General features: G+C 70.4%; 20 protein-coding genes and 3 tRNA genes. 10 read left to right on the top strand and 13 right to left on the bottom strand.

The annotated features are described in order from the left end of the window. Window positions 1–108 precede the first annotated feature (108 nt). A tRNA-Lys gene (locus AB0K21_RS07475) sits at window positions 109–181 on the top strand. A gap of 20 nt (window positions 182–201) precedes the next feature. Beyond that, a tRNA-Pro gene (locus tag AB0K21_RS07470) sits at window positions 202–273 on the top strand. Between the two features lie 102 nt (window positions 274–375). Here the strand turns inward: AB0K21_RS07470 and AB0K21_RS07465 are convergent. The 4 genes from AB0K21_RS07465 to AB0K21_RS07450 form a co-directional block, all read right to left on the bottom strand. Next, window positions 376–449: transfer RNA gene (locus tag AB0K21_RS07465), tRNA-Lys, on the bottom strand. 595 nt (window positions 450–1,044) lie between these two features. Further along, on the bottom strand, window positions 1,045–1,440 hold the full coding sequence (locus AB0K21_RS07460; RefSeq protein WP_343962947.1) for an OsmC family protein: 396 nt from the start codon (window positions 1,438–1,440) through the stop codon (window positions 1,045–1,047). Between the two features lie 60 nt (window positions 1,441–1,500). Next, window positions 1,501–1,785, bottom strand: a complete 285-nt coding sequence (locus tag AB0K21_RS07455) for a hypothetical protein (protein WP_343962948.1) — start codon at window positions 1,783–1,785, stop codon at window positions 1,501–1,503. A 61-nt stretch (window positions 1,786–1,846) separates the two neighbouring features. Continuing rightward, window positions 1,847–2,851, bottom strand: a complete 1,005-nt coding sequence (locus AB0K21_RS07450) for an NADP-dependent oxidoreductase (RefSeq protein ID WP_343962949.1) — start codon at window positions 2,849–2,851, stop codon at window positions 1,847–1,849. An 896-nt stretch (window positions 2,852–3,747) separates the two neighbouring features. On the opposite strand from AB0K21_RS07450, the gene AB0K21_RS07445 reads away from it, so the two are divergent. Together AB0K21_RS07445 and AB0K21_RS07440 are read left to right on the top strand one after the other, a co-directional pair. After that, window positions 3,748–4,128, top strand: coding sequence for a phage holin family protein (locus tag AB0K21_RS07445; protein ID WP_343962950.1), 381 nt, complete (start codon window positions 3,748–3,750; stop codon window positions 4,126–4,128). A gap of 4 nt (window positions 4,129–4,132) precedes the next feature. After that, on the top strand, window positions 4,133–5,560 hold the full coding sequence (locus AB0K21_RS07440) for an aromatic amino acid ammonia-lyase (protein ID WP_343962951.1): 1,428 nt from the start codon (window positions 4,133–4,135) through the stop codon (window positions 5,558–5,560). Window positions 5,561–5,571: 11 nt separating this feature from the next. Here the strand turns inward: AB0K21_RS07440 and AB0K21_RS07435 are convergent, their stop codons facing one another. After that, the gene (locus tag AB0K21_RS07435) at window positions 5,572–6,525 is read right to left on the bottom strand and encodes a LacI family DNA-binding transcriptional regulator (RefSeq protein ID WP_343962952.1); all 954 of its coding nucleotides are present in this window, start codon (window positions 6,523–6,525) and stop codon (window positions 5,572–5,574) included. Window positions 6,526–6,761: 236 nt separating this feature from the next. Between AB0K21_RS07435 and AB0K21_RS07430 the strand changes: the two genes are divergently transcribed. From AB0K21_RS07430 to cyaB, 3 genes are all read left to right on the top strand, one after another. Beyond that, the gene (locus tag AB0K21_RS07430) at window positions 6,762–7,676 is read left to right on the top strand and encodes an amidohydrolase (RefSeq protein WP_343962953.1); all 915 of its coding nucleotides are present in this window, start codon (window positions 6,762–6,764) and stop codon (window positions 7,674–7,676) included. 97 nt (window positions 7,677–7,773) lie between these two features. Then, entirely contained in the window at window positions 7,774–8,292 is a 519-nt protein-coding gene (locus tag AB0K21_RS07425) for a cysteine dioxygenase family protein (RefSeq protein WP_343962954.1), read from the top strand. A 186-nt stretch (window positions 8,293–8,478) separates the two neighbouring features. Beyond that, window positions 8,479–9,033, top strand: coding sequence for a class IV adenylate cyclase (cyaB, locus tag AB0K21_RS07420; RefSeq protein WP_343962955.1), 555 nt, complete (start codon window positions 8,479–8,481; stop codon window positions 9,031–9,033). On the opposite strand, the gene AB0K21_RS07415 is transcribed toward cyaB, so the two are convergent. The 6 genes from AB0K21_RS07415 to AB0K21_RS07390 form a co-directional block, all read right to left on the bottom strand. Further along, window positions 9,030–9,827 (bottom strand): endonuclease/exonuclease/phosphatase family protein, encoded by a 798-nt coding sequence (locus AB0K21_RS07415; protein ID WP_343962957.1) that lies wholly within the window; start codon window positions 9,825–9,827, stop codon window positions 9,030–9,032. The genes cyaB and AB0K21_RS07415 overlap by 4 nt on opposite strands. Window positions 9,828–9,847: 20 nt before the next feature. Continuing rightward, window positions 9,848–10,450 carry a dTMP kinase gene (tmk, locus tag AB0K21_RS07410; protein ID WP_343962958.1) on the bottom strand — a complete coding sequence of 201 codons (603 nt, stop codon included), beginning with the start codon at window positions 10,448–10,450 and terminating at the stop codon, window positions 9,848–9,850. Continuing rightward, entirely contained in the window at window positions 10,447–11,538 is a 1,092-nt protein-coding gene (locus AB0K21_RS07405; RefSeq protein WP_343962960.1) for a radical SAM protein, read from the bottom strand. Before AB0K21_RS07405 ends, tmk begins: the two co-directional genes overlap by 4 nt. Before the next feature lie 245 nt (window positions 11,539–11,783). Further along, window positions 11,784–12,113 carry a hypothetical protein gene (locus AB0K21_RS07400; protein WP_343962962.1) on the bottom strand — a complete coding sequence of 110 codons (330 nt, stop codon included), beginning with the start codon at window positions 12,111–12,113 and terminating at the stop codon, window positions 11,784–11,786. Then, on the bottom strand, window positions 12,110–12,436 hold the full coding sequence (locus AB0K21_RS07395) for a hypothetical protein (RefSeq protein WP_343962963.1): 327 nt from the start codon (window positions 12,434–12,436) through the stop codon (window positions 12,110–12,112). The genes AB0K21_RS07400 and AB0K21_RS07395 overlap by 4 nt, the downstream gene beginning before the upstream one ends. Beyond that, a complete protein-coding gene (locus tag AB0K21_RS07390) occupies window positions 12,420–12,839 on the bottom strand; it encodes a hypothetical protein (RefSeq protein WP_343962965.1) in 420 nt (139 codons plus the stop codon). The genes AB0K21_RS07395 and AB0K21_RS07390 overlap by 17 nt, the downstream gene beginning before the upstream one ends. Window positions 12,840–13,471: 632 nt before the next feature. Here AB0K21_RS07390 and AB0K21_RS07385 point away from each other — a divergent pair. Together AB0K21_RS07385 and AB0K21_RS07380 are read left to right on the top strand one after the other, a co-directional pair. Then, window positions 13,472–13,960 (top strand): hypothetical protein, encoded by a 489-nt coding sequence (locus AB0K21_RS07385; protein ID WP_343962967.1) that lies wholly within the window; start codon window positions 13,472–13,474, stop codon window positions 13,958–13,960. Window positions 13,961–14,239: 279 nt separating this feature from the next. After that, entirely contained in the window at window positions 14,240–15,619 is a 1,380-nt protein-coding gene (locus AB0K21_RS07380) for a 2'-5' RNA ligase family protein (RefSeq protein ID WP_364148611.1), read from the top strand. A 251-nt stretch (window positions 15,620–15,870) separates the two neighbouring features. Here AB0K21_RS07380 and AB0K21_RS07375 read toward each other — a convergent pair whose 3' ends face one another. Both AB0K21_RS07375 and AB0K21_RS07370 read right to left on the bottom strand, forming a co-directional pair. Then, complete coding sequence (locus AB0K21_RS07375; RefSeq protein ID WP_343962971.1) at window positions 15,871–16,968, bottom strand: glycerophosphodiester phosphodiesterase; 1,098 nt, start codon at window positions 16,966–16,968, stop codon at window positions 15,871–15,873. A 95-nt stretch (window positions 16,969–17,063) separates the two neighbouring features. Continuing rightward, window positions 17,064–18,302, bottom strand: coding sequence for an MFS transporter (locus tag AB0K21_RS07370; RefSeq protein ID WP_364148609.1), 1,239 nt, complete (start codon window positions 18,300–18,302; stop codon window positions 17,064–17,066). Window positions 18,303–18,696: 394 nt separating this feature from the next. Here AB0K21_RS07370 and pcaB point away from each other — a divergent pair, with 394 nt between their 5' ends. After that, on the top strand, window positions 18,697–20,043 hold the full coding sequence (gene pcaB, locus AB0K21_RS07365; RefSeq protein WP_364148606.1) for a 3-carboxy-cis,cis-muconate cycloisomerase: 1,347 nt from the start codon (window positions 18,697–18,699) through the stop codon (window positions 20,041–20,043). Window positions 20,044–20,074 lie beyond the last annotated feature (31 nt).

Raw genomic sequence — 20,074 nt, 5'->3', positions numbered from 1 at the left:
GCGGTGGCGCCGCCCGGCCTCGGATCGGATGAACGCCGGTGCGGGCCTGTCGGCGACGCCGTTATTCGGTGGCGTCCGCCACGCGGTATCGAGCACACTGGGGTGCGGCCCGCTGTAGTTCAGTGGTAGAACGCCTGGCTCTTCATCCAGGTGGGCGCCGGTTCGAGCCCGGCCGGCGGTGCCGCACGCGATGGACGTGGCCTCGCTGTAGCTCAGAGGTAGAGCGCCCGGCTCGGGACCGGGTGGACGCCGGTTCGAGCCCGGCCGGCGAGGTCCGCCAACGAACGTCCCAGGTGGCCGGAGGGCTCGTCGCCAGATCGGCCCGCACACGAAGAGAAGCCCAGGCCGACGATGCCGACCTGGGCTTCTCGCAAGTGCGCCGCCAGGGACTCGAACCCCGGACCCGCTGATTAAGAGTCAGCTGCTCTAACCAACTGAGCTAGCGGCGCTTGCGACGGGGGTAACTCTAGCAGCAGCTCCGGCGCGATCGCACCTCGGTTGACCGCCGCCCTGCTCCCCGCGAGAGGCTCGGGGCCGGGCCGTTCTCGGCGGTCCGGCCCGCACACAGGGTCGGGGCCGGACAGTCCCCCGACCGCCCGGCCCCGATCTCCTCGCGGGGTCTGCCGTCGACTCCGGCGGCTGTCCTGCTCCGGAATAGACTCGGGGCCGGACAGTCCCCCAACTGTCCGGCCCCGATCTCCTCGCGGGCTTTGCCATCGTCTCCCCCAAGACTCCGGCGGCTCCGCTCAGGAACGCGATCCCCCTCGCGTTCTTTATCCGGTGAAAAGTCTCTGCAACGCTCCCCCCGGGCTTCGCAGACCCCTTGACCTGCAACAACACTACCTGGCCAAATGTAACGGGCGCGTCATCCAAAGGTTGATTTTGCGCCTACACCCAACCTTGACCCGGTATCACCGAAGCCTCCGTCACCCCCACCGAATACCCGAAAATTCGCCTTTTCTCCGGTAGATCGGCCTGTTTCGGACACGGACCGGAGACCGATCTCCCTGGTTCGAGCTCGGACCGGGAGCCGGCCGGTCCGGGTCAGGGGAGTTCGAGGCCGACCTCGGTCTTCTCCCGCAGTGCCCGGCTCACCGTGCAGTACCTCTCCTCGACGCGGTGGGCCACCGCGCGAAGCACCTCGGCGGCCTTCTCGTCGCCCTCGGGCAGCTCCACGTCGTAGCTGATGGTGATCGGCCCCAGCCTGCTCGCCTCGATCTTCTCCGCCTGAACGGTCATCGCCAGGCGGACCATGCGGTGGCCGCGCTGGGCCGTCAGCGGCTCCACGGTGACGATGTTGCAGCCGCCGAGCGCCGCGAGCAGCAGTTCGACCGGGGTGAAAGTGCCCTGCTCGTCACCGCTGCCCATGGCGACCTCGGCTCCGCGGTCGTTACGCGCCACGAACCCGTCCTCGGTCCGTTCCACTCTCACCCGCGCCATGGCGCTCCTCCCCGGCCTTCCTCGATCTGCGGATCACCCTACCGAGGGAGGACACCCGCCTCAGGCATCGGGATGTTTGGACAGGTATTCGATGTAGAACGGGCGCAGTGCCTCACCCAGCTCCCCGTGACCCGAGACCATGGCGTCACTGAGCAGGGCCGAGATCCGGCTGAGGTCGTTGGTCGTCTCGTCCTCGCGTCCCGATGACGCCTCCGCCGCCGGGATCAAGGAGAGCAACTCCCACAGAAAGCCGAGATCTCCGTGATGCACGGCGTAGTGGACCGCGCGATCATGCAGTTCCTGGGCCGACAGCGACTCAAGCTCATCCGTTTCCAACAGACCCACCCCCTCACGCCCCTTCTGCCCCGAGATTGCGACCATCATGCGCGATCGGCGGTACGCGCAGTCAGCGCGCCAGCCTGACCAGCATTTTTCCGGTGTTGGCGCCGCGGAGCATGTCGATGAACGCCCGAGGGGCGTTCTCCAGGCCGTCGACGACGGTCTCCATCGAGACGAGCCTGCCCTCGCGGAGCCAGGCGCCCAGCTCGGCGATCATGTCGGGCAGCCGCGCCTGGTGGTCGGAGACGATGAATCCGCGCAGGGTGAGTCGCTTTCCCACGGCCAGGAAGAGGTTGTTCGGGCCCGGTACCGGCTCGGTGGCGTTGTAGACCGAGATCGCGCCGCACATCGCGACCCTGCCGTACATCCTCAGCTCGTCGATGGCCGCCTGCAGCTGGTCACCGCCGACGTTGTCGAAGTAGACGTCGATCCCGTCGGGGGCCGCCTCGGCGAGCTGCTCGCGGATCCGGCCGTCGCGGTAGTCGAAGGCGGCGTCGAAGCCGAGGTCATGGATCAGGTACGCGACCTTCTCCGGCGACCCGGCGCTGCCCACCACCCGCGAGGCGCCCTTCAGCCGGGCGATCTGCCCGACCAGGCTGCCCACCGACCCGGCCGCGCCGGACACGAACACCGCCTCGCCCTTCTTGAAGTGCGCGATGTCGAGCAGGCCCACGTACGCGGTGAGGCCGGTCATGCCCAGCGCCCCGAGGTAGGCGGAGAGCGGGACGCCCGGGATCTCCTCGACCTTGCGGGCCTGCCCCGCGTCGAGCACGGCGTACTCGCGCCAGCCGTACCCGTGGGTGACGATGTCCCCGGGGGCGAGGTCCGGCGAGCGCGACACGACGACCTCGCCGACGGCCCCGCCGTCGAGGGGGGCGCCGATCCGGAAGGGCGGGGTGTAGGACTCGGCGTCGTTCATACGTCCCCGCATGTACGGGTCGACGCTCATGAAGAGGTTGCGGACCCCGATCTCCCCCTCCCCCGGAGGGGGAGACTCGACCTCGGCCAGCTCGAAGTTCTCCGGGACCGGCCAGCCCGAGGGCCGTGACGCCAGCCGGATCTCCCGCGACACCGTACGTCCGGCGGCACGTGCCGGCGTCCCGTTCGCGGCGGCGGTCCTCCCGGCGCCGGTGCCGCCTCCGGTGCCGGGACCGGAGGCGGGGGTGGGACCGGGCCTGGGGCCGGGTCCGGGGGCGGGGCCAGGCTTGGGACCGGGTTTGGGAGCCGAACCGGGGCCAGGCTTGGGAGCCGAACCGGGGCCGGACCCGGGGCCGGGCTTGGGAGCCGAACCGGGGCCGGACTCAGGGCCGGGCTTGGGAGCCGAACCGGGGCCGGACTCAGGGCCGGGCTTGGGAGCCGAACCGGGGCCGGACTCAGGGCCAGGCTTGGGAGCCGAACCGGGGCCGGACTCAGGGCCAGGCTTGAGGCCAGGACCAGGCTTGGGACCGGGCTTGGGGCCGGGGCCGGGGACAGGTCCGGGTTTGGGAGCCGAACCGGGACCGGGACCAGGCTTGGGAGCCGGGCCGGGGCCGGGTTTGGGGGCGGGACCCGGCCTTGGGCCCGGCTTGGGGACGGGCCGGGTTCCGGGTTCCGTCCCGCCTCCGGTGGACTGATCTCCTGATCGGCCGCTGGATGGTCGATCGTCCGACATGATGAGGCCCCCTCGGCGATTCACACTTCTCATCTGGGACTTTCTCATCCGGTAGCGGTCCTCCTCGCGAGACGGCGACGCACCTGACAAGATCTCGCCACTTTCGTGACCGCATCCGGTCATGGATGCGAAACTTTGCCCGGAAGCCGGAACTCGGTCCGCCTCCCCGGCCACCATGATCACCGTGCCCGTGGCACTCGGTATCGATCGGATCAGCAGGCGCTCAGCCGACTAGCAAAGTGTCTAGTGTCCGTATATATCCGCTTCGGGCTGCAGATCTGCCGCCCGCCCGACCATCCATGCGAGGATGCCCAAACGTGAAGATAATCATCAAAATACTGGTGGTGGCCGCCGCCCTGTGGGCGGCGACCCGGCTCGTGGACGGCATCACAGTGTCCGCGCAGACCCCCGTCAAGGAGATCGGCACGCTGCTCGCCGTCGCCCTGGTGTTCGGGATCGTCAACGCCGTCCTCAAGCCCATCATCAAGACGCTCGGCTGCGCCTTCTACATCCTCACGCTGGGCCTGTTCGCCCTGGTCGTCAACGCCGGACTGCTCATGCTGACCAGTTGGATCGCCAAGGAGCTCAGCCTGCCCTTCCACGTGGAGGGCTTCTGGCCCGCGTTCTGGGGCGCGATCGTCATCGGCCTGGTCAGCTGGATCCTCGACCTGATCCTCGACGCGATCGTCGGCGACTGAGTCGATGGTCGTCCTCCTTGACGGCGCCCACCTGACCTGCGAGCAGGTCGATCGGGCGGCTCACGGCTCCGGGGTCGCACTGGGCTCCACGGCCCGCGCGCGGGCGGCGTGGCGGACGGCCACCCTGCTCGAAGGGCCGGTGTACGGCCGGACCACCGGGGTGGGCGCCAACAAGGACGTGGAGACCGAGGCCGCCGGTCTCGACCTGCTCCGCAGCCACGCGGGCGGCGCGGGACCGCGGATCGAGGAGTTTCGTGCCCGCGCCACCCTCGTCGTCCGGCTCAACCAGCTACTCGCCGGCGGCTCGGGGGTCGACCCCGCACTCCTGCCGGTGCTCGCCGCCGCCGTCAACCGGGGCCTGACCCCGCCGATCCGCACCTACGGCGCCATCGGCACCGGCGACCTCACCGCCCTGGCCACCACCGCGCTCTGCCTGGTGGGCGAGCTCGCCTGGAGACCTCCCGCCGAGGGCGTACGAACCGAGAAGAACGCACAGACCGAAGACGCACAGGCCGAAAGCCCTGCTCCCGGAACGCGGGCCGGTGAGCCCGTACCCCGGTTCGCGCTCGCCGCCGGTGACGCGCTGCCGTTCATCAGCTCGGGCGCGGCGACCCTGGCGGACGCCGCGCTGGCCTGCCACCGCCTGGGAGTCCTGCTGTCCGCCGCCACCGCGGTCGCGGCCCGCTCCTTCCTCGCCGTCGAGGCCTCACTGGAACCGCTCTCCCCCGTCGTGCAGCGCGGCCCCGAACAGACCTCGGTCGCGGCCGGGCTGCGTGACCTGGTCGGCGTCACCAGCCCGCGCCGCGTGCAGGATCCGTACGGCTACCGCGCCTTCCCGCAGGTACACGGGGCCGCACTCGACGCTCTTCGCCACGCGGAGCGGACCGTCGCCGAGGAGATGAACGCGGCTCCGGAGAACCCGTTGATCGCCGATGGCCGGGCGTGGCACAACGGCAACTTCCACTCGGCACGGGTCGCGCTCGCCCTCGACGCCCTGCGGGCCGCGCTCGTGCAGACCGCGACGATGAGCGCCGCCAGGCTCGCCACCCTGAACGACCCGGCCCATACGGGGCTGCTCCCCTTCCTCGCCGAGCACCCCGGCGGCTCCGGGGTGATGATCCTCGAATACGTCGCGCACTCCGCGCTGGCCGAGCTGCGCCATCTGGCCGCCCCCGTCACCCTGGGCGGCGCCGTGCTCTCCCTGGGGACCGAGGACCACGCGAGCTTCACCCCGCAGGCGGCCCGCTCCGCGCTCGCCGCCATCGAGCCGCTGGAGATCGTCCTGGCCTGCGAGCTGGTGGCCTCCGTACGGACCCTGCGCCTGCGCGGCGTCCCCTGCGACCTGCCCCTCGATCCCGCGCCGGCCGACCGCCCGCTGGACGCCGACCTCGACGTGGCACGCGGACTACTGCCCGGCCTCGCCCCTCGCTGACCGCCCGCCGGTCAGCCGACCGAGCCACGCTCGCGGAGCTGGGGTGCCTGGACGATGCGGCGACGGCGCGGGTTGCCGTCGGCGGCGGCCACCACCATCCGGACGGCGGCGCGGACGATGCCGTCGATGTCCCAGTCGACGGTGGTCAGGCCGGGGGTGAGCAGTCCCGACATGGGGTGGTCGTCGTAGCCCATCACCGACACCTCCGACGGGATGACCAGCCCCCGCTCGGTCGAGGCCGCGTAGACCCCGTAGGCGATCGAGTCTGCGAAGCAGAAGAACGCCCGGTGCCCGGCGTCGAGCATCTCGCCGGCCACCCTGGTGGCGGAGGCCGGCGACTGCGGGGCGGTGACCAGCTCGATGTCCAGATCCAGCCGGCCGGCCTCGGCCATGACGTGCACGTCGGCGGGCCTGTCGGGGGTGCTGGCCCTGGTCGAGGTGAGGATGGCCAGGCGTCGGTGCCCCCGCTCGCGCAGGTGTTCCAGGGCCAGGGTCACCCCGGCCCTGTTGTCGAAGACGACCTCGCCCGCGGCGCGCGCGCCGGCCAGCGCGTCACCGATCGACACCACCGGCAGCCCCTCGCACAGCTCGGCCCAGAGCGGTGCCGCGGGGTCGACCGGCTGCACGATCAGCGCGTCCACCCGCTGGTCGCGGAGCTGCCTGGCGAGCGTGTGCTCCCTGGCGGGGTCACCCGCGGCGTCCAGGATCAGGGCGTAGCGGTCGTTGTCCTTGAGCGCGCGGCCGATGCCGACGGCCAGCGCCTGCTGCCAGAGATCCTCCAGCGAACCGCAGAGCAGGCCGATCATGCCGGTTCTGCCGCTGGCCAGCGCGCGGGCGATGGGGTCGGCCTCGTAGCCGAGTTCGGCCGCGGCCCGGCGTACCCGCTCGATGGTCTCCTCCGAGACCTGCATGCCGCGCAGCGCGTACGAGACGGCGGCGGGTGACAGGCCGGTGGCCTTCGCCACCTCACGTATGGTCGCTCGTTTCCGAGGCTGGGGCATCGGACCAGCCTATTCCTCAGGGCCTCCGGGAGTGCGCTCCGGAGCGGATCGCATCTTTCCGGAGGTATTGACACAACATGGGGTGAAACGGTTCACTGAAACGGTTCACTGAACCGTGTCACTGTTGGATGTGGCATGGTGAGAGTGGTTACCTATATTCTAGGTAGGGAATACCTCGATAGCCCGGGAGGAGGCCGGTCGTGACCGTCGACGTTCACCAGCACCTGTGGACGCCCGCGTTCGTCGACACGCTCAGGCGCCGCACGGCCGCCCCCCGCCTCGACGGCTGGATCCTCCACACGGACGGCGAGCCCCCCTACCGGGTCAACCCCGCGGACCACGACCTCGCCGCACGCCTCGCGCTGAACTCGGACCTCGCCCTGGCCCTGGTGTCGCTGTCCAGCCCGCTCGGCATCGAGTCGCTGCCGCCCGAGGAGTCCTGGCCGATCATCGACGCCTACCACGAGGACGCCCTGGCCCTGCCCGCGCCGTTCGGCGCCTGGGCGGCGACCTGCCTCAGCGAGATCGATCCGGGCAGACTCGCCGAAAGCCTCGACACCCGGCATGCGGGGCGAGGGTTCGCCGGGCTCCAGCTGCCCGCGACCACCCTGCGCGACGCCGCCGGCCTGGCCGAGGTCGCCCCACTGCTCGACGTGCTCAGCGAGCGCGACCTGCCGCTCTTCGTGCACCCCGGCCCCGCCCCGGAGGCCGAGGAGGCCGGAGTGCCCGGCTGGTGGCCCGCCGTCGTGCCGTACGTGCAGCAGATGCACGCCGCCTGGTACGCCTTCGCCGCCTTCGGCCGGGCCCGCCACCCCCGCCTGCGGGTCTGCTTCTCGCTGCTCGCCGGGCTGGCCCCGCTGCACTCCGAGCGCCTGGCCAACCGCGGCGGGGAGGGCCGGGGGCAGGTCGACCCCGGCGTCTTCCTGGAGACCTCCTCCTACGGTCCGCGCGCCATCGACGCGATCATCCGCGAGCTCGGTGTCGACGTCGTGGTCAGCGGTTCCGACCAGCCCTATGCCACCGCCCCGGACCCCGGGCTCGGCGACGCCGCCTGGCACGCCATCGCGGTCACCAATCCCAACCGTCTGTTGAACCGGAAGGAGTCGCGTCAGTGAACCAGTCCCAGGGCCGCGAGAGCTGTGCGCTCCCGGCGACGACGGCCCCGAGCGCCGAGAGCGCCACCCGAGTGCACAGCGGCGGCGGGGAGTCCTCATGAGCTACGAGACCCTGCCCGCCCGTGTCCTCGACCGGCGCGAGCTGCTCGACCTGGTCAACGAGCTGGCCGCCGACCCCTCGCGGTGGGAGGAGCAGGTCGAGTTCCCCGAGGAGGGGGGCCGCCACTACGCCTCCCTCTACCGTGACTCCCACGTCGACGTCTGGCTGCTGTGCTGGCGGCCCGAGGACGACACCGGCTGGCACGACCACGACACCTCCTCCGGCGCGGTCCGGGTGGTGGCCGGGACGCTGCTGGAGTGCAACCCCCGGATCGGCGGCGAGCACCTGGAGACCGTGATCTCCGAGGGGGAGTCCTTCTCCTTCGGCCCCGACCACATCCACCGGCTGAACGGCGCGGTGCACGGCAGCGTCTCGATCCACGCCTACTCGCCGCCGCTCTGGCGTCTCGGCCAGTACTCGATCAGCGACAGCGGCGTGATGCGCCGCGTCTCGGTCAGCTACGCAGACGAGCTGCGCCCGCTGGACGACGCCGGGCAGCTGGTCGAGGTCGCCTGAGCACGGACGGCCCGGGCGAAGATCCGGCGGGGAGCACGAACACGGCCCCGGTCCTCTTCGGAGGGCCGGGCCGTGTTCGTGTTGTGCGGCTATCCGCATTCGGGTCAGCTGTGTACGCGGACTTCACGTCGTGCTGAGAGTGCTCTCGATAGGCTCCCTGCGTCGCAGCAGACACGGGAGGCCGACGTGATACATGGGGTGCGGGAGATCGAGGTCAAGTACCGGGTGCGCGATCTGCCGGCCCTGGAGGAGGCGCTGGCCCGACGCGGGGCGGTCCTCTCGCCTCCGGCGCGGCAGGATGACCAGGCGTACGCCGAGAACGGCTGGACCTACGAGCAGAGCAAGCTCGGTGTCACATTCGCCCGGCTGCGCACCCAGCGCGATCGGCACCTGTTCACGATCAAACGGCCACTGGACAACGTGATGGCCTGCCTTGAGCACGAGACCGAGGTCGCCGACCGGGAGCAGATGCACCACGCCATCGTCGCGATGGGCTTCCACCCCACGGTCCGCATCGTGAAGACCCGCCGAACCGCGACACTCGGCGGCATGGTGATCTGCGTGGACGAAGTCGAGCACGCGGGCGTGTTCGTCGAGATCGAGCGCACGGTGAGCGGTCAGGAGTCCGGCACCGCCGTACAGGACGAGCTGGACGCCTTCGCCCGCTCGCTCGGTGTTGAGCTGGAGCGCACGAGGGACACCTACGACTCGCTGGTCCGCGCCGCGCTGGCGCCGGCCTAGAACAGTGTGATCTCGTCCGGCTCGGCGAGGTTTCCGTACGGCAGGCGGACGGCGTCGAGGGCCAGGTCCAGTCGGACCGCGGCGTGGTCGGTCAGACCCAGCTCGCGGGTCTCTTGGAGATAGGTGCAGTCGTCGATGCGGTCGACCAGGGCCGCGCCCACGTGGAAGTAGTCGTAGCAGTAGCCCGCGCCGGTCCGGCCGATCCAGCTGTGTGCCTGCACGCCCGGAGAGCGATGAGCGTGGGCGTCGACGAACCCGAGGTCTTCCAGCTCGGTCAGCAGGCTGAACTCGAACGGCAGGAACCCCGGGTGGCGAGGGACGTGATCGGCGGCGATCACGTTGTAGTCACCGCCGACCACCAGGTGGTCGCGCTGCTCGGCGGGCAGCTCGTGCAGGGCCTTGAGCAGGGAGGTGATGAACAGCTCCTTGCGGGTGGTCTTGTCGGCGCTGCGGTCCCGGCTGGGCACGTAGACGCTGAGGAACCATGTCCGCGGAGTCGTGTCGAGGACCGCGGCGGCGACCCGGCCGGGAATGCTCACCCCGGGGAGCAGGAGGGGATCTCCGGCCAGGGGAATCCGGCTGACCAGGGCCGCCCCTCGCTCGCCCTCGTCGGGCGTTTTGACGACCGCGTAGCCTGCGCGGCGGAACCGATCCAGCAGGTAAGCGGTGCCAGTGCCCGCGCTGGTCTCGGTCAGCAGGAACACGTCCTCGGGACGGGAGATGAGCCAGCGCAGCAGCAGCTCGGCGCGCTCCCTGGATGCGGCCCCGATGTTGACGGTCAGCGCTGTGACCATCTGGCTCACCTCATCTCGTATCACGTTTCGAACTGCTTCAGGTGCTGGAGGAGCTGCGCCACCACACCGTCCGGGGTCAGAACGCGGCAGTCGATCCGTGCCTGACGCCAGCCGCGAGCGGCAAGAAAGCTGAACGCGTCCTCGTACAGGTCGAGCTCTCGCCGGGGTGAGCCGGCACGCTCCAGGCGTGACCGCTTGGCGCGCTGCTCCAACCGCTGCCATAGCACTTCGGGGGTGTGGTGCAGGTAGAAGGATAGGGATGCAGGTGGCACATGAGCGTTGTAATGCCAGATCTCTCTCAGGGGCAGGCCGTCGAGGCGCTGGAGCACCAGGGAGGACTGCACGTAGCGGTCGCTGATCACCACCTTCCCGGCCGCGAGTGCCGGGAGGATCTCGGCCTCCAGGTGGGCGTATCGGTCGGCGGCCACCGCCAGGGCCAGGGCCCGGCCGGTCAGGGCGCCTTCGCTGGTGCGGATCAGGCGCCCCAGCGGCGTGTCGGACGGCTCGGTGGTCATGTGGACGGCGCGGCCAGTTGAGCGGAGCCGGTCGGCGAAGCGCGCGACGGCGGTGGTCTTGCCGACGCCGTTGGGGCCTTCCACCGCGATGAACAGGCCGCCGGTCATGACGGGCGGGTGGTGATCTGCAACAAGGGGACGGGGCACTGTTCGGTGTCCACTTCACCGATCCGCTGCCCCCGGGAGATGAGCGCGGCCGGGCAGCCCTTACCGCAGCTGCTGTTCATCGAACACGACCGGCAGGTGGGGTTGTCGCCCATGCCGAGGTTGTCGGCGAGGTCGTAGCTGTCCAGGGCCGCTACGACCTCGTCGGTGAGGATGTTGCCGACGAGGAACTCTCGGTCGGAGTAGGGCGACTGCGGGGTGCGGGCGGCGAACACCAGGTAGGGGCAGACCGCGGTGAGCCCGTCGGCGAAGACGTAGATGAGCTTGCCGGCGTCGCAGCCGGCGAGCGGCTTGCCGTCGTCGTTGGGGAAGCGGATGTGGACGACGTCGATGCCCTGCTCGCGGAACCGCCCGGTGATGTCGGCGATGGCGCGCATCTTGTCGGCGTCGGCGGCCAGGCGGCCCTGGCTCTTCACCCCGCGGCCGAACGACGACAGCGGGTTCATCAGCACGTACTCGGCGCCGATCTCGACGGCGAAGGAGCACAGCGCGCCGAACTCCTCCACATCGGTGAGCGCGTTGGGAGTGGACAGTAGCCCTTGCAGCAGGCCGGCCTCGGCGAAGGCGCGGGTGGTGACCAGGGTGGTGTTGAACGACTTGACGTTGCCACGGAACTTGCCGTGGCTTTCGGGCCGGAACCCGTCGAAGCTGACGTTGATGTGGACGTTGCCGAGGTTGGCCAGGGTGGCGATCTGCTCGGGCGTGGTCTGCGTGGCGTTGGCGCAGATCCCCAGGGGCAGCCCCATGTCGGCGACGGCGTGGCAGATCTCCATGATGTTCGGGTGGACGAACGGTTCGCCTCCGGTCAGGGTCAGGCGTTCGACCCGGGCGCGGCGCAGCCGGGGGAACACGGTCTCGACCAGGTCCTCCAGGCGCATGTGCTCGCCCCAGTCGCCGGAGGAGACGAAGCAGTGGGCGCAGTGCAGGTTGCAGCGCTCGGTGATCTGCACCAGTGCTTTGCGCTCGTCTCCTCCGACCGATGTCCGGAAGTAGCAGGAGCTGGCATGGGTGTCGATGATGAGACGTTTCACGGTTCTCCCTTTGGTGGAGCTTGTAACGAAACAAGTGCTCAAAGTGACCGAAAAGGGGTGGAGATAGCCGGTTACCGTGTGTCTGCGTTCAGGATGACCAGCCATACAGATTCAGGCCAGATGGCGACCGTCTTTCCAATGGCGCGTCGCCTGCCCCGCGGGCGGCCCCTGGTTGTGCACCACCGCCCGCGGGGAGTTGAAGGTGCGGCGGCACGGGACGGGGTGTGGTGTGCCGCCGCACCAGCTCAGGGTGGGGTCACCGGGTCGGCGTAGTGCGTGCCGAGTCGTCCGGCGATGCGGTGCGCAACTCGCGGCACGTCGTCGGTCGGCGCCTGGTCGGCGGGTTCTTCCATGAAGGAGGCGCCCCAGCAGAAGACCGTGCCCGCCTGGTCGGCCCACACGGTCAGGTCAGCGCTGACCACGAGTCGCGGCCGGCCTTGGTCGTAGAAGATCTCCGGGTAGATGCGGTGGGTGTGCAGCTCGATGCGCAGGCTCTGCAGGGCGGCGATGGCGCCCGGGTGCCAGGTGGCCACGTTCAGCCGGTCGCCTGCCGGGGTGTCGTGAGGCGGGATCAAGACCTGTCTCTTTCCTGCGGGGAGTGGTGGGGCCTCGGGACTCGTTCGTCGCCCCCTATGGGCAGGACGCGGGGGTGGGGGACGAGCCCCAAGGCCAGGAGCGGCGGTGGCGAGATCCGCTGCAGCTTGACTTCTGCCTGCTGCATGAGGTCCCACAGTTCGGCGGCGCTGGCCGCGTGGACGATGCGGCATTCGTTGGGGTCGGCGCACTGCCAGGCTTCGAAGCGGCGGTGTCGCAGGCTCCACATAATCAGCCAGGTCGGCGCGTACTCCTGCACCTGCTGGGCGGCGCGGGCCGCGTCGGCATCAGCGCGGGACAACATGGTCGGCGAGGATCGCGTCGGCCAGCAGCGGCAGTTCGCCGTCCAGCAGCGAGATGGCGGGGCGGGTGCGCAGGATCGCGTAGTGCTCGGCGAGCCGCTCGGCGGCGGCGGCCGGTTCCAAGGCGGCGCTGAGCGGGTGGTCGCCGGGTCCGGTGAGCTCGGGGCTGGTCCACCAGAAGTTCTCACCGTCGGTGTAGGCCAGGAGGCCGCGGTAGACGGAAACGATGGCGTTGCCGGAGGCGAGTTCGTGGACGTCGGCCGAGATACCGTGGGTGCGGTCCAGTTCGGCGGCCAGCTCTTCGGCGCGAAGCCGGGCGGCGGACGACGGCGCGGCGGCGATCGCCTGGGAGGCGGGACTGCCGCCGCGCCTGCTTGTGGGGGTGTCGCCCTCTGGGGTCGTCATGCGAAGACCTCCCGCCGGTGCGGCTCGTATCGTCGGGGCGGGAAGGCGTCCGGCGGGTGGCTCCGGCCGGGGGCGGCCGTCATCGGCCGCGTGTGACGGCCGGACCATAGCTGGGGGGTGGTAATGGGCGGGTGGGTCTTCAGCGGGCGCGACGGCACAGCGGCAGGCATCGGACCGCACAGGCCCAGGCGCCGCCGGGTGGCCATGCGGGCGCATACCTGCCGGGGAGTGGGCTGCTCCCACCGGTGGTCGCGGCGATGCGGCAGAGAGTGCGCGTCGTAGGCATAGGGGGCGTGTCCGCACCAACGGCAGCCGAGTGGCAGCGGCGGTTTCTCTGCTCCCCAGCGGATCCGAATGGCTCTAACCTTGCTCATGGATCGCAGCTCCTTTGCGATCAAGGAGCCCGTCCTGATGTCGGCTACCAGTGGCGGGCTCCGCTTTTATGTGGCGGGATCTCCAAGTGTCCGGAGGCATTCCCAGCGGGTAGAGAGCCAGAAGAGTTAGCGCCCGGCGAGGCTCTGGCCTGGGCGCGAACTCTGGACCCGCTTTAATAGTTAGCTGTCAAGAAGCCGAATCTGCGCGTACGCCGTGAAAGCCAAGCGCTTCGTTATTTACACCAGGCGGACACAGTAATGGACAAATCCACCAATCCTGGTAGGCGGCAACGCGCGCACCGTTCCCAGCAGCTCAGGATCCGCGGTCTGACGTGGGATCAAATCGCCGCCGTCTGGGAAACGGACCATCCGGAAATCGGCCCCCGCATCGCGCTCCGGTGGGCGATCAACGCGAGCCACCAGGAAGTCGCCGACCGCTGGAACGAACTCGATTCCGGCGAGTCAACCATGGTCAAGGCCAGGATCTATCAATTCGAACATTGGCCGGAGAAAGGTCGGCGGCCGAGCATAGCGGCACTGCACGCCCTCGCCCGCATCTACCAGGTACAGGGGCGTCGGCTACTCACCAACGCCGAGTACGCCCTATACAACGCCGCCGACCGCGCCGAGATCGATCGCATCGACTACCGGCATCTTGACGCTAACTTCACCGGAGCGGGGCCGAGTCCGGGCGCATCGCCTGCATTTCCCGGAACCGCCGAAGTAGCGTCACCATCCCTTTCGTAGACACGTGATCTCCGGCCGCTTTCTAGCAGCGAACAGTTATCTCTCTACGCCCGGGAATCCGACCTCATTCTCAGCGAGGCCGAAAACAGTAACGCCGGCGCCTCGACGATCGAGCGCCTCAACGCTGACCTCCAGCGCATCGCGGCCAGCTACCTGAAGGTGCCCACGGGGCCACTGCTGGTCGACGTGCGGCGTATCCGAGATGAGGCCCTGCGACTGCTGGAGAGACACCAGCCGCTGCGTCGCCGTAGAGACCTGTATCTAATCACCGGTTGGGCGATGACGTTCCTGGCGTGGGTCAGCACCGACCTGGGCCGCCCAGACGCGGCCGAAGGCCACGCACGAGCCGCATGGCATTTTGCCGAGGAATGCGGACATAGTGGCCTGCTCGCCTGGGTGTGCAAGACCCGGCAGGTCGCCGCTTACTGGGATGACCGCAAAGAGAATGCCTTGCGCCACGCCGAGCACGGGCTTCGCTACGCCATGCGGGCCGGCGGGGAGACCGAGGTGATGCTGGCCAGCACTCTCGCCCTGGACTACGCCCGGCTCGGCCGCGGCGACGAAGCGCGCATCATGCTACGCCACGCTCAGGAGGTCGGACCGGGGCGAGCGGACTACCCCGGCGGGCCGCTGAGCTGCGCGCCGGAACGCGCGCTGAGCTACTGGGCGGACGCTTGCCTGGTGCTGTCGGACCCGTGCCAGGCGCTGGAGATGGCCAGCCGCAGCGTGGAGATCTCCCAGGGCAGACCCGGGCGGACCCGGAACCTGGGAACCGAGCGGATGACCGTGCTCCACATGGTTCGGGCCCATATCGATGGCGGCGCTCTGGACGGAGCGGTCGAGGCGCTCGCGCCGGTCCTGCAAACCCCTCCGGAGGCGCGTGCGGCGCCCCTGCTCCTCCAACTCGCGGAGATCGTCGGCCGGATCCCGGATGCGTCCCGCAACGGGGGGCAGGGCAGAGTGATCAAAGAAGCTATCGGCGCGTTCTGCGACGAGACACCATACACGGAAGGGTGCCCCCCCTTGGCAGGAGACGACATCGAGACCCGCGACCACTGGTGGTGGCGGCCAGGCTGGCGGCCAGGCCGCAGCTTCTACACCTGGCACTTCCTCGTGGATGACCAGCCCGAGGTGCACGATCTCGTGGCGCGGATGCGTCCCGATCTCGATGACGTGGCGATACTCGACCCCATCCCGCCCCAGTGGCTGCATATGACCACTCAGGGCGTCGGCTTCGCCGACGAGGTGGGCGAGGAGGAACCGGCGGCGATCGGCGCCGCGGTGAGCGAGCGGGTGGCCGGCCTCGGCTCGATTCGGGTGACGCTAGGCCCAGTGGTGGCGGATGCCGAAGGCGTACATCTGCCGGTGCGGCCTGTCGAGGCCGTGGCCGCGGCGCGCCGGCTTGTCCGTGAAGCCATCGCCGAGGTCTGGGGACAGGGCAGGGTGCCGGAGGCCGCCGAGGGCTTCCGGCCACATGTCAGTCTCGCCTACGTGAACACCAGCGGGGTGCCGCTGGCTCCGCTCCGGGAGATGCTTGGTCGGCACGCCGATGCTGTGCCTGTCACCTTGTCGTGCATCGCCCTGATCGATTTGAACCGGGATGAGGGCTACCGCTGGAGGACCGTTCTGACCTCGCCGCTGTCCCTGCGGACGGCTTGAGTGTTTCCAACCGCCCGCAGGGACAGCACGGCGATGTACGCCTGGGATGGTGGTCTACCGCCGCGCTTGTTCGCACCGTACGCCAAGCAGGTCCTGGCTGGCCATGGCCAGCCAGGACTATGTCCGGGGCTGATGTTCCCCGAGTTCCGCCCAGTACCAAGACCTTCATGGGCACGATCATCACCCGGCGAGGATGTTCTGGTCGGCCGTTCCGAGGAGACCGTGGGCGGAGGCCCACCGAACCCGGCGGGTCAGAACACCCGCGCCCGCACCGCCCTGGCCATGCCCGGGTCGTCGGCGAAGACGCCGTCCAGGCCGAGCCGGTAGAGCCGCTCCAGCCAGCCCATCACGTCGCCGGTGGCCCGGGGGAAGGCCGGGCTGGCCGGGTTGCCCAGCCGGAAGTCCACCGGAAGGTGTGAGTTCTCGTTCCTGACGGTCCAGGCGTGCACCTTCAGTCCCGCCTCGTGGGCGTCCCGGATGAACGTGGTGGGCGGCAGCAGGCGGCCGTCGGGTCCCGCCGGCACGATCCGCCGGGTGTCGACGCCGACACCGTCCGCGTAACCGGCCACCTCACGCAGCCCCGCGGGGGTGACCATGGTGTCGTAGCTGCGCGGATCTCCGGCCGCGATCCAGTCGTACGGGGCGCCGCCGGCGGTGATCAACTGGATCAGCGGCAGTTCCGTCCTCTTGCTCAGCTCGCGCAGGTTGGCGGTCTCGAAGGACTGGATGAAGACCGGGGCACCGTTCCCGTTCCAGCCGTGCCTGCCGAGCACCTCCAGCAGCGGATCCTCCAGGGAGAGACCGAGGGAGTCGAAGTAGCTCGGGCTCTTGGTCTCCGGGTAGACCCCGACCCCGTGCCGCCGCGCCAGCTCGACCACCTCGTCGAAGGTGGGGATCTCCGCCAGGCCGTTGAAGACGGCGTTCTGCGGGCGCAGGTCGGGGATGCGCTCCTCGGCCCTGAGGGTCTTCAGCTCGGCGAGCGTGAAATCCTCGGTGAACCAGCCGGTGATCGATCTGCCGTTGACGGTCTTGGTGGTGCGGCGGTCCGCGAACTCGGGATGGCTCTCGACGTCCGTGGTGCCGCCGATCTCGTTCTCGTGCCTGGCGACCAGCACGTGGTCCTTGGTCGCGACCAGGTCGGGCTCGATGTAGTCGGCGCCGAGCGCGATGGCCGCCTCGTACGAGAGCAGGGTGTGCTCGGGCCGGTGGGCACTGGCGCCCCGGTGGCCGATGACGATGGGTTCGCCGCCGCGAGGCTCGGCGATCACGGGTTCGGATTTTGGCAACACGAAGGCGACGGTACCGGTCGCGAGGAACGCCAGCAGCGCGACCTGAAACCTACGGATCATGCCTGGGAACGTACGAGGCCGGGACCGTGATCGGAACGGCGACCTGCGAAACAGGTGATTCAGGAATCGACAAAGGCTGGGATCGCCGGGGTGGGTCAGGCCCGGGAGGGCGAATCCTCGGCCGGTCGTGGCTCGCCCACGCCGGTCGGCGTCGCCGGGCGGCCCACCAGGAATCCGGCCACCAGTTGCAGGCCGCACGCGCCGAGACCGGCCAGCAGCGGCAGCGTCCAGCCGCCGGAGAACTGGTGGATCGCGCCGACCACCAGCGGTCCGAGCGCGGCCAGCACGTACCCGACGGACTGGGCGACGGCCGAGAGCGCGGTCACCGAGACCGGGTCGGGGGCGCGGAGCGTGATGATGAGCAGGGCCAGCGCGATCGAGGCACCCTGCCCCACCCCCAGGACGATCATCCAGAGCCACGGGAGGGTGGCCGGGGCGAGCAGCACGCCGAGGTATCCGACCACCGTGATGAGGGTCGCGGCGGTGACGTACGACACCTGCGATCGCGCGCGCCCGGCGAGGATCGGGACCGCCAAGGTGGCCGCCACCTGGGCCAGGCTGGTGAGGCCGAGCAGGTATCCGGCCTGGTCGGCGGGGAGCCCCGCGTCCTTGAAGATCGTCGGCAGCCAGGCCAGCATGACGTAGAAGGTCAGCGACTGCAGGCCCATGTAGGCGGTGACGTACCAGGTCATCCGGGCGCGGAGCAGCGGTGCGAACGGTCTGGGCGCGACCTCGGAGCGGGCCGGTCGGCGCAGTGCCTGGGGCAGCCAGAGCGCCGCGGCGGCCAGCGCCGGGATCGCGGCCATCGCGGTCACCTCGCGCCAGCCGTACCCGGTGGCACGCTCCAGCGGGATCATCAGCCCGGACGCCGCGGCGGAGCCCAGCACCAGGCCGGAGACGTAGATCCCGGTGAACAGGCCGACCCGCGAGGGGAAGTGCTGCTTGACCACGCCGGGCATCGAGACGTTCATCACGGCGATGGCCATGCCGGCGACGGCCGCTCCGGCGTAGAGCGCGGGGACGCTTCCCGCGCTGCGCAGCATCACCCCGGCGGCCAGGATCAGCAGTCCGGCCATCAGCGTGCGGTCCAGGCCGAAACGGCGGGCGAGCAGCGGGGCGAGCGGGCCCAGCACGCCGAGGCAGACCACCATGGCCGTGGTGATCGCCCCTCCCCCGGCGGCGGTCAGCCCGAGGTCGCCCATGATCTCGTCCAGCACCGGGGAGACGCTCGCCAGTGCGGGCCGCAGGTTGAGCGAGGCGAGCGCGAAGCCCGCGATGAGCACCACCCGCGACACCCGCGACACCCGCGACACACCGACCCCCCGCTCGACCATTGGCCAACCTTCCCACAGCCCGCTCGGTGGCCTGTGAGGGGGAGCACACCATCGTGGAGAAGTACGGCGAGACCAAGCTGTCCTTGTCCCCTACACCTGGTGGGCCGAACAGCAGGAACGTGCGAACCGGGACATGCTCGCGCCCTAACAGGCACCCCCGCTCGTGCTGACCCCGGCCCGAAGGCCGGGGTCGGCACCCTTCGAGCATCAGGTCAAGGAACGATGGTCGCCACGTTGACCGTCCGCACGATGGGTCAGTAGGTTCACCAAAAGAACTTTCGTTCGCATGGCGCACATGTGTGAAGGGGCGCGATGGCCACGGTGGTTCCGCTCGCCGAAGCGGTGGCCGATCTCGTGCACGAGGCTCCCTGAACGACATTCGAACCATCCGGAGGTGACCGTGACCTCTCCCGCCACCGCCGGGCTGTTCTCCGGGATGTTCGCCCGGGGCGGGGCCGCCGCGCAGGTGTCGGACGTCGCGTGGCTGGCCGCCATGCTGGACGTCGAGTCCGCGCTGGCCGCCGCGCAGGCCGGGATCGGACTGGTCCCCGCCGAGGTGCCCCCGGCGGTGGCCGCGGCCTGCCGCCCCGAGCTCTACGACCTCGCCGGGCTGGGTGCCGAGGCGGCCCGGAGCGGCAACCCCGTCATCGGCCTGGTGGCCGCCCTGCGGACACGGATCGAGCCCGGCCTGCGGCGGTTCGTGCACTACGGCGCCACCAGCCAGGACATCAACGACACCGCGGCGATGCTGGTCGCCCGCCGGGCCCTGGCCCCGGTCCTGGCCGACCTGTCCGCCTGTGCCGGGGCGTGCGCGCGACTGGCGTCCGAGTACCGCGGCAGCGTCATGGCCGGGCGTACGGTCGGCCAGCACGCCGTACCGGTCACGTTCGGGCTGAAGGCCGCGGGCTGGCTGAGCGCGCTGGACCGCTCCCGAACCGAGCTGGCGCGGGTTCCGTTGCCGGCCCAGTACGGCGGGGCGGCGGGCACCCTGTCGGTCCTCGGCGAGCGGGGCCACGAGGTGCCGCCGCTGCTCGCGGCCGAGCTCGGGCTGGCCGAGCCGGTCGTTCCCTGGCACACCGACCGGACCCCGATCGCCCGGCTGGCCTGCGCGCTCGGCACCGTCGCGGGGACACTCGGCAAGATCGCGAACGATGTGAAGCTGCTGGCCCAGACCGAGGTGGCGGAGGTCGCCGAGCCCACCGGGCCCGGACGGGGCACCTCCAGCGCGATGCCGCACAAGCGGAACCCGGTGGGCTCGATGTCGGTGCTCGCCTGCGTCCAGCGCGTCCCCGGGCTGGTCGCCTCCCTCCTCGGCGGCATGATCGCCGAGCACGAGCGCGCGGCCGGGCCCTGGCAGGCCGAATGGGAGACGCTGGGCGAGCTGCTCCGGCTCACCGGCAGCGCCGCCCGCTGGCTGCGTGAGGTGCTGGAGGGCCTGACCGTGGACACCGCCAGGATGCGCGCCAACCTCGACGCGACCCGGGGGCTGCTGATGGCCGAGCAGGTGGTCGTCCGGCTCGGCGGCACCCCGCAGGACCGGCGGCTGGTGGACGCCGCCTGCGCCCGCGCCGCCGCCGGGGGCCTGACGCTGCGGGAGGTCCTGCTCGCCGATCCCGGCGTCTCGCTGACCGCCGAGGAGGTCGACGCGGCCCTCGACCCGGCGGGTGCCCTGGGCTCCGCCCTCACCTTCGTCGACCGGGCGCTCGCCGCCCACCGGAACCTCGCGGGACCAGGCAGGTGAGCGCCGGGAAGACCGGCGGACGAGCATGGGA

The organism is Streptosporangium sp. NPDC049248, from assembly GCF_040678965.1.
In the GTDB taxonomy this organism is placed as follows: domain Bacteria; phylum Actinomycetota; class Actinomycetes; order Streptosporangiales; family Streptosporangiaceae; genus Streptosporangium; species Streptosporangium fukuiense.
The sequence above is the reverse complement of the archived record's forward strand: the minus strand, read 5'-3'. Positions and strand labels throughout refer to the sequence as shown.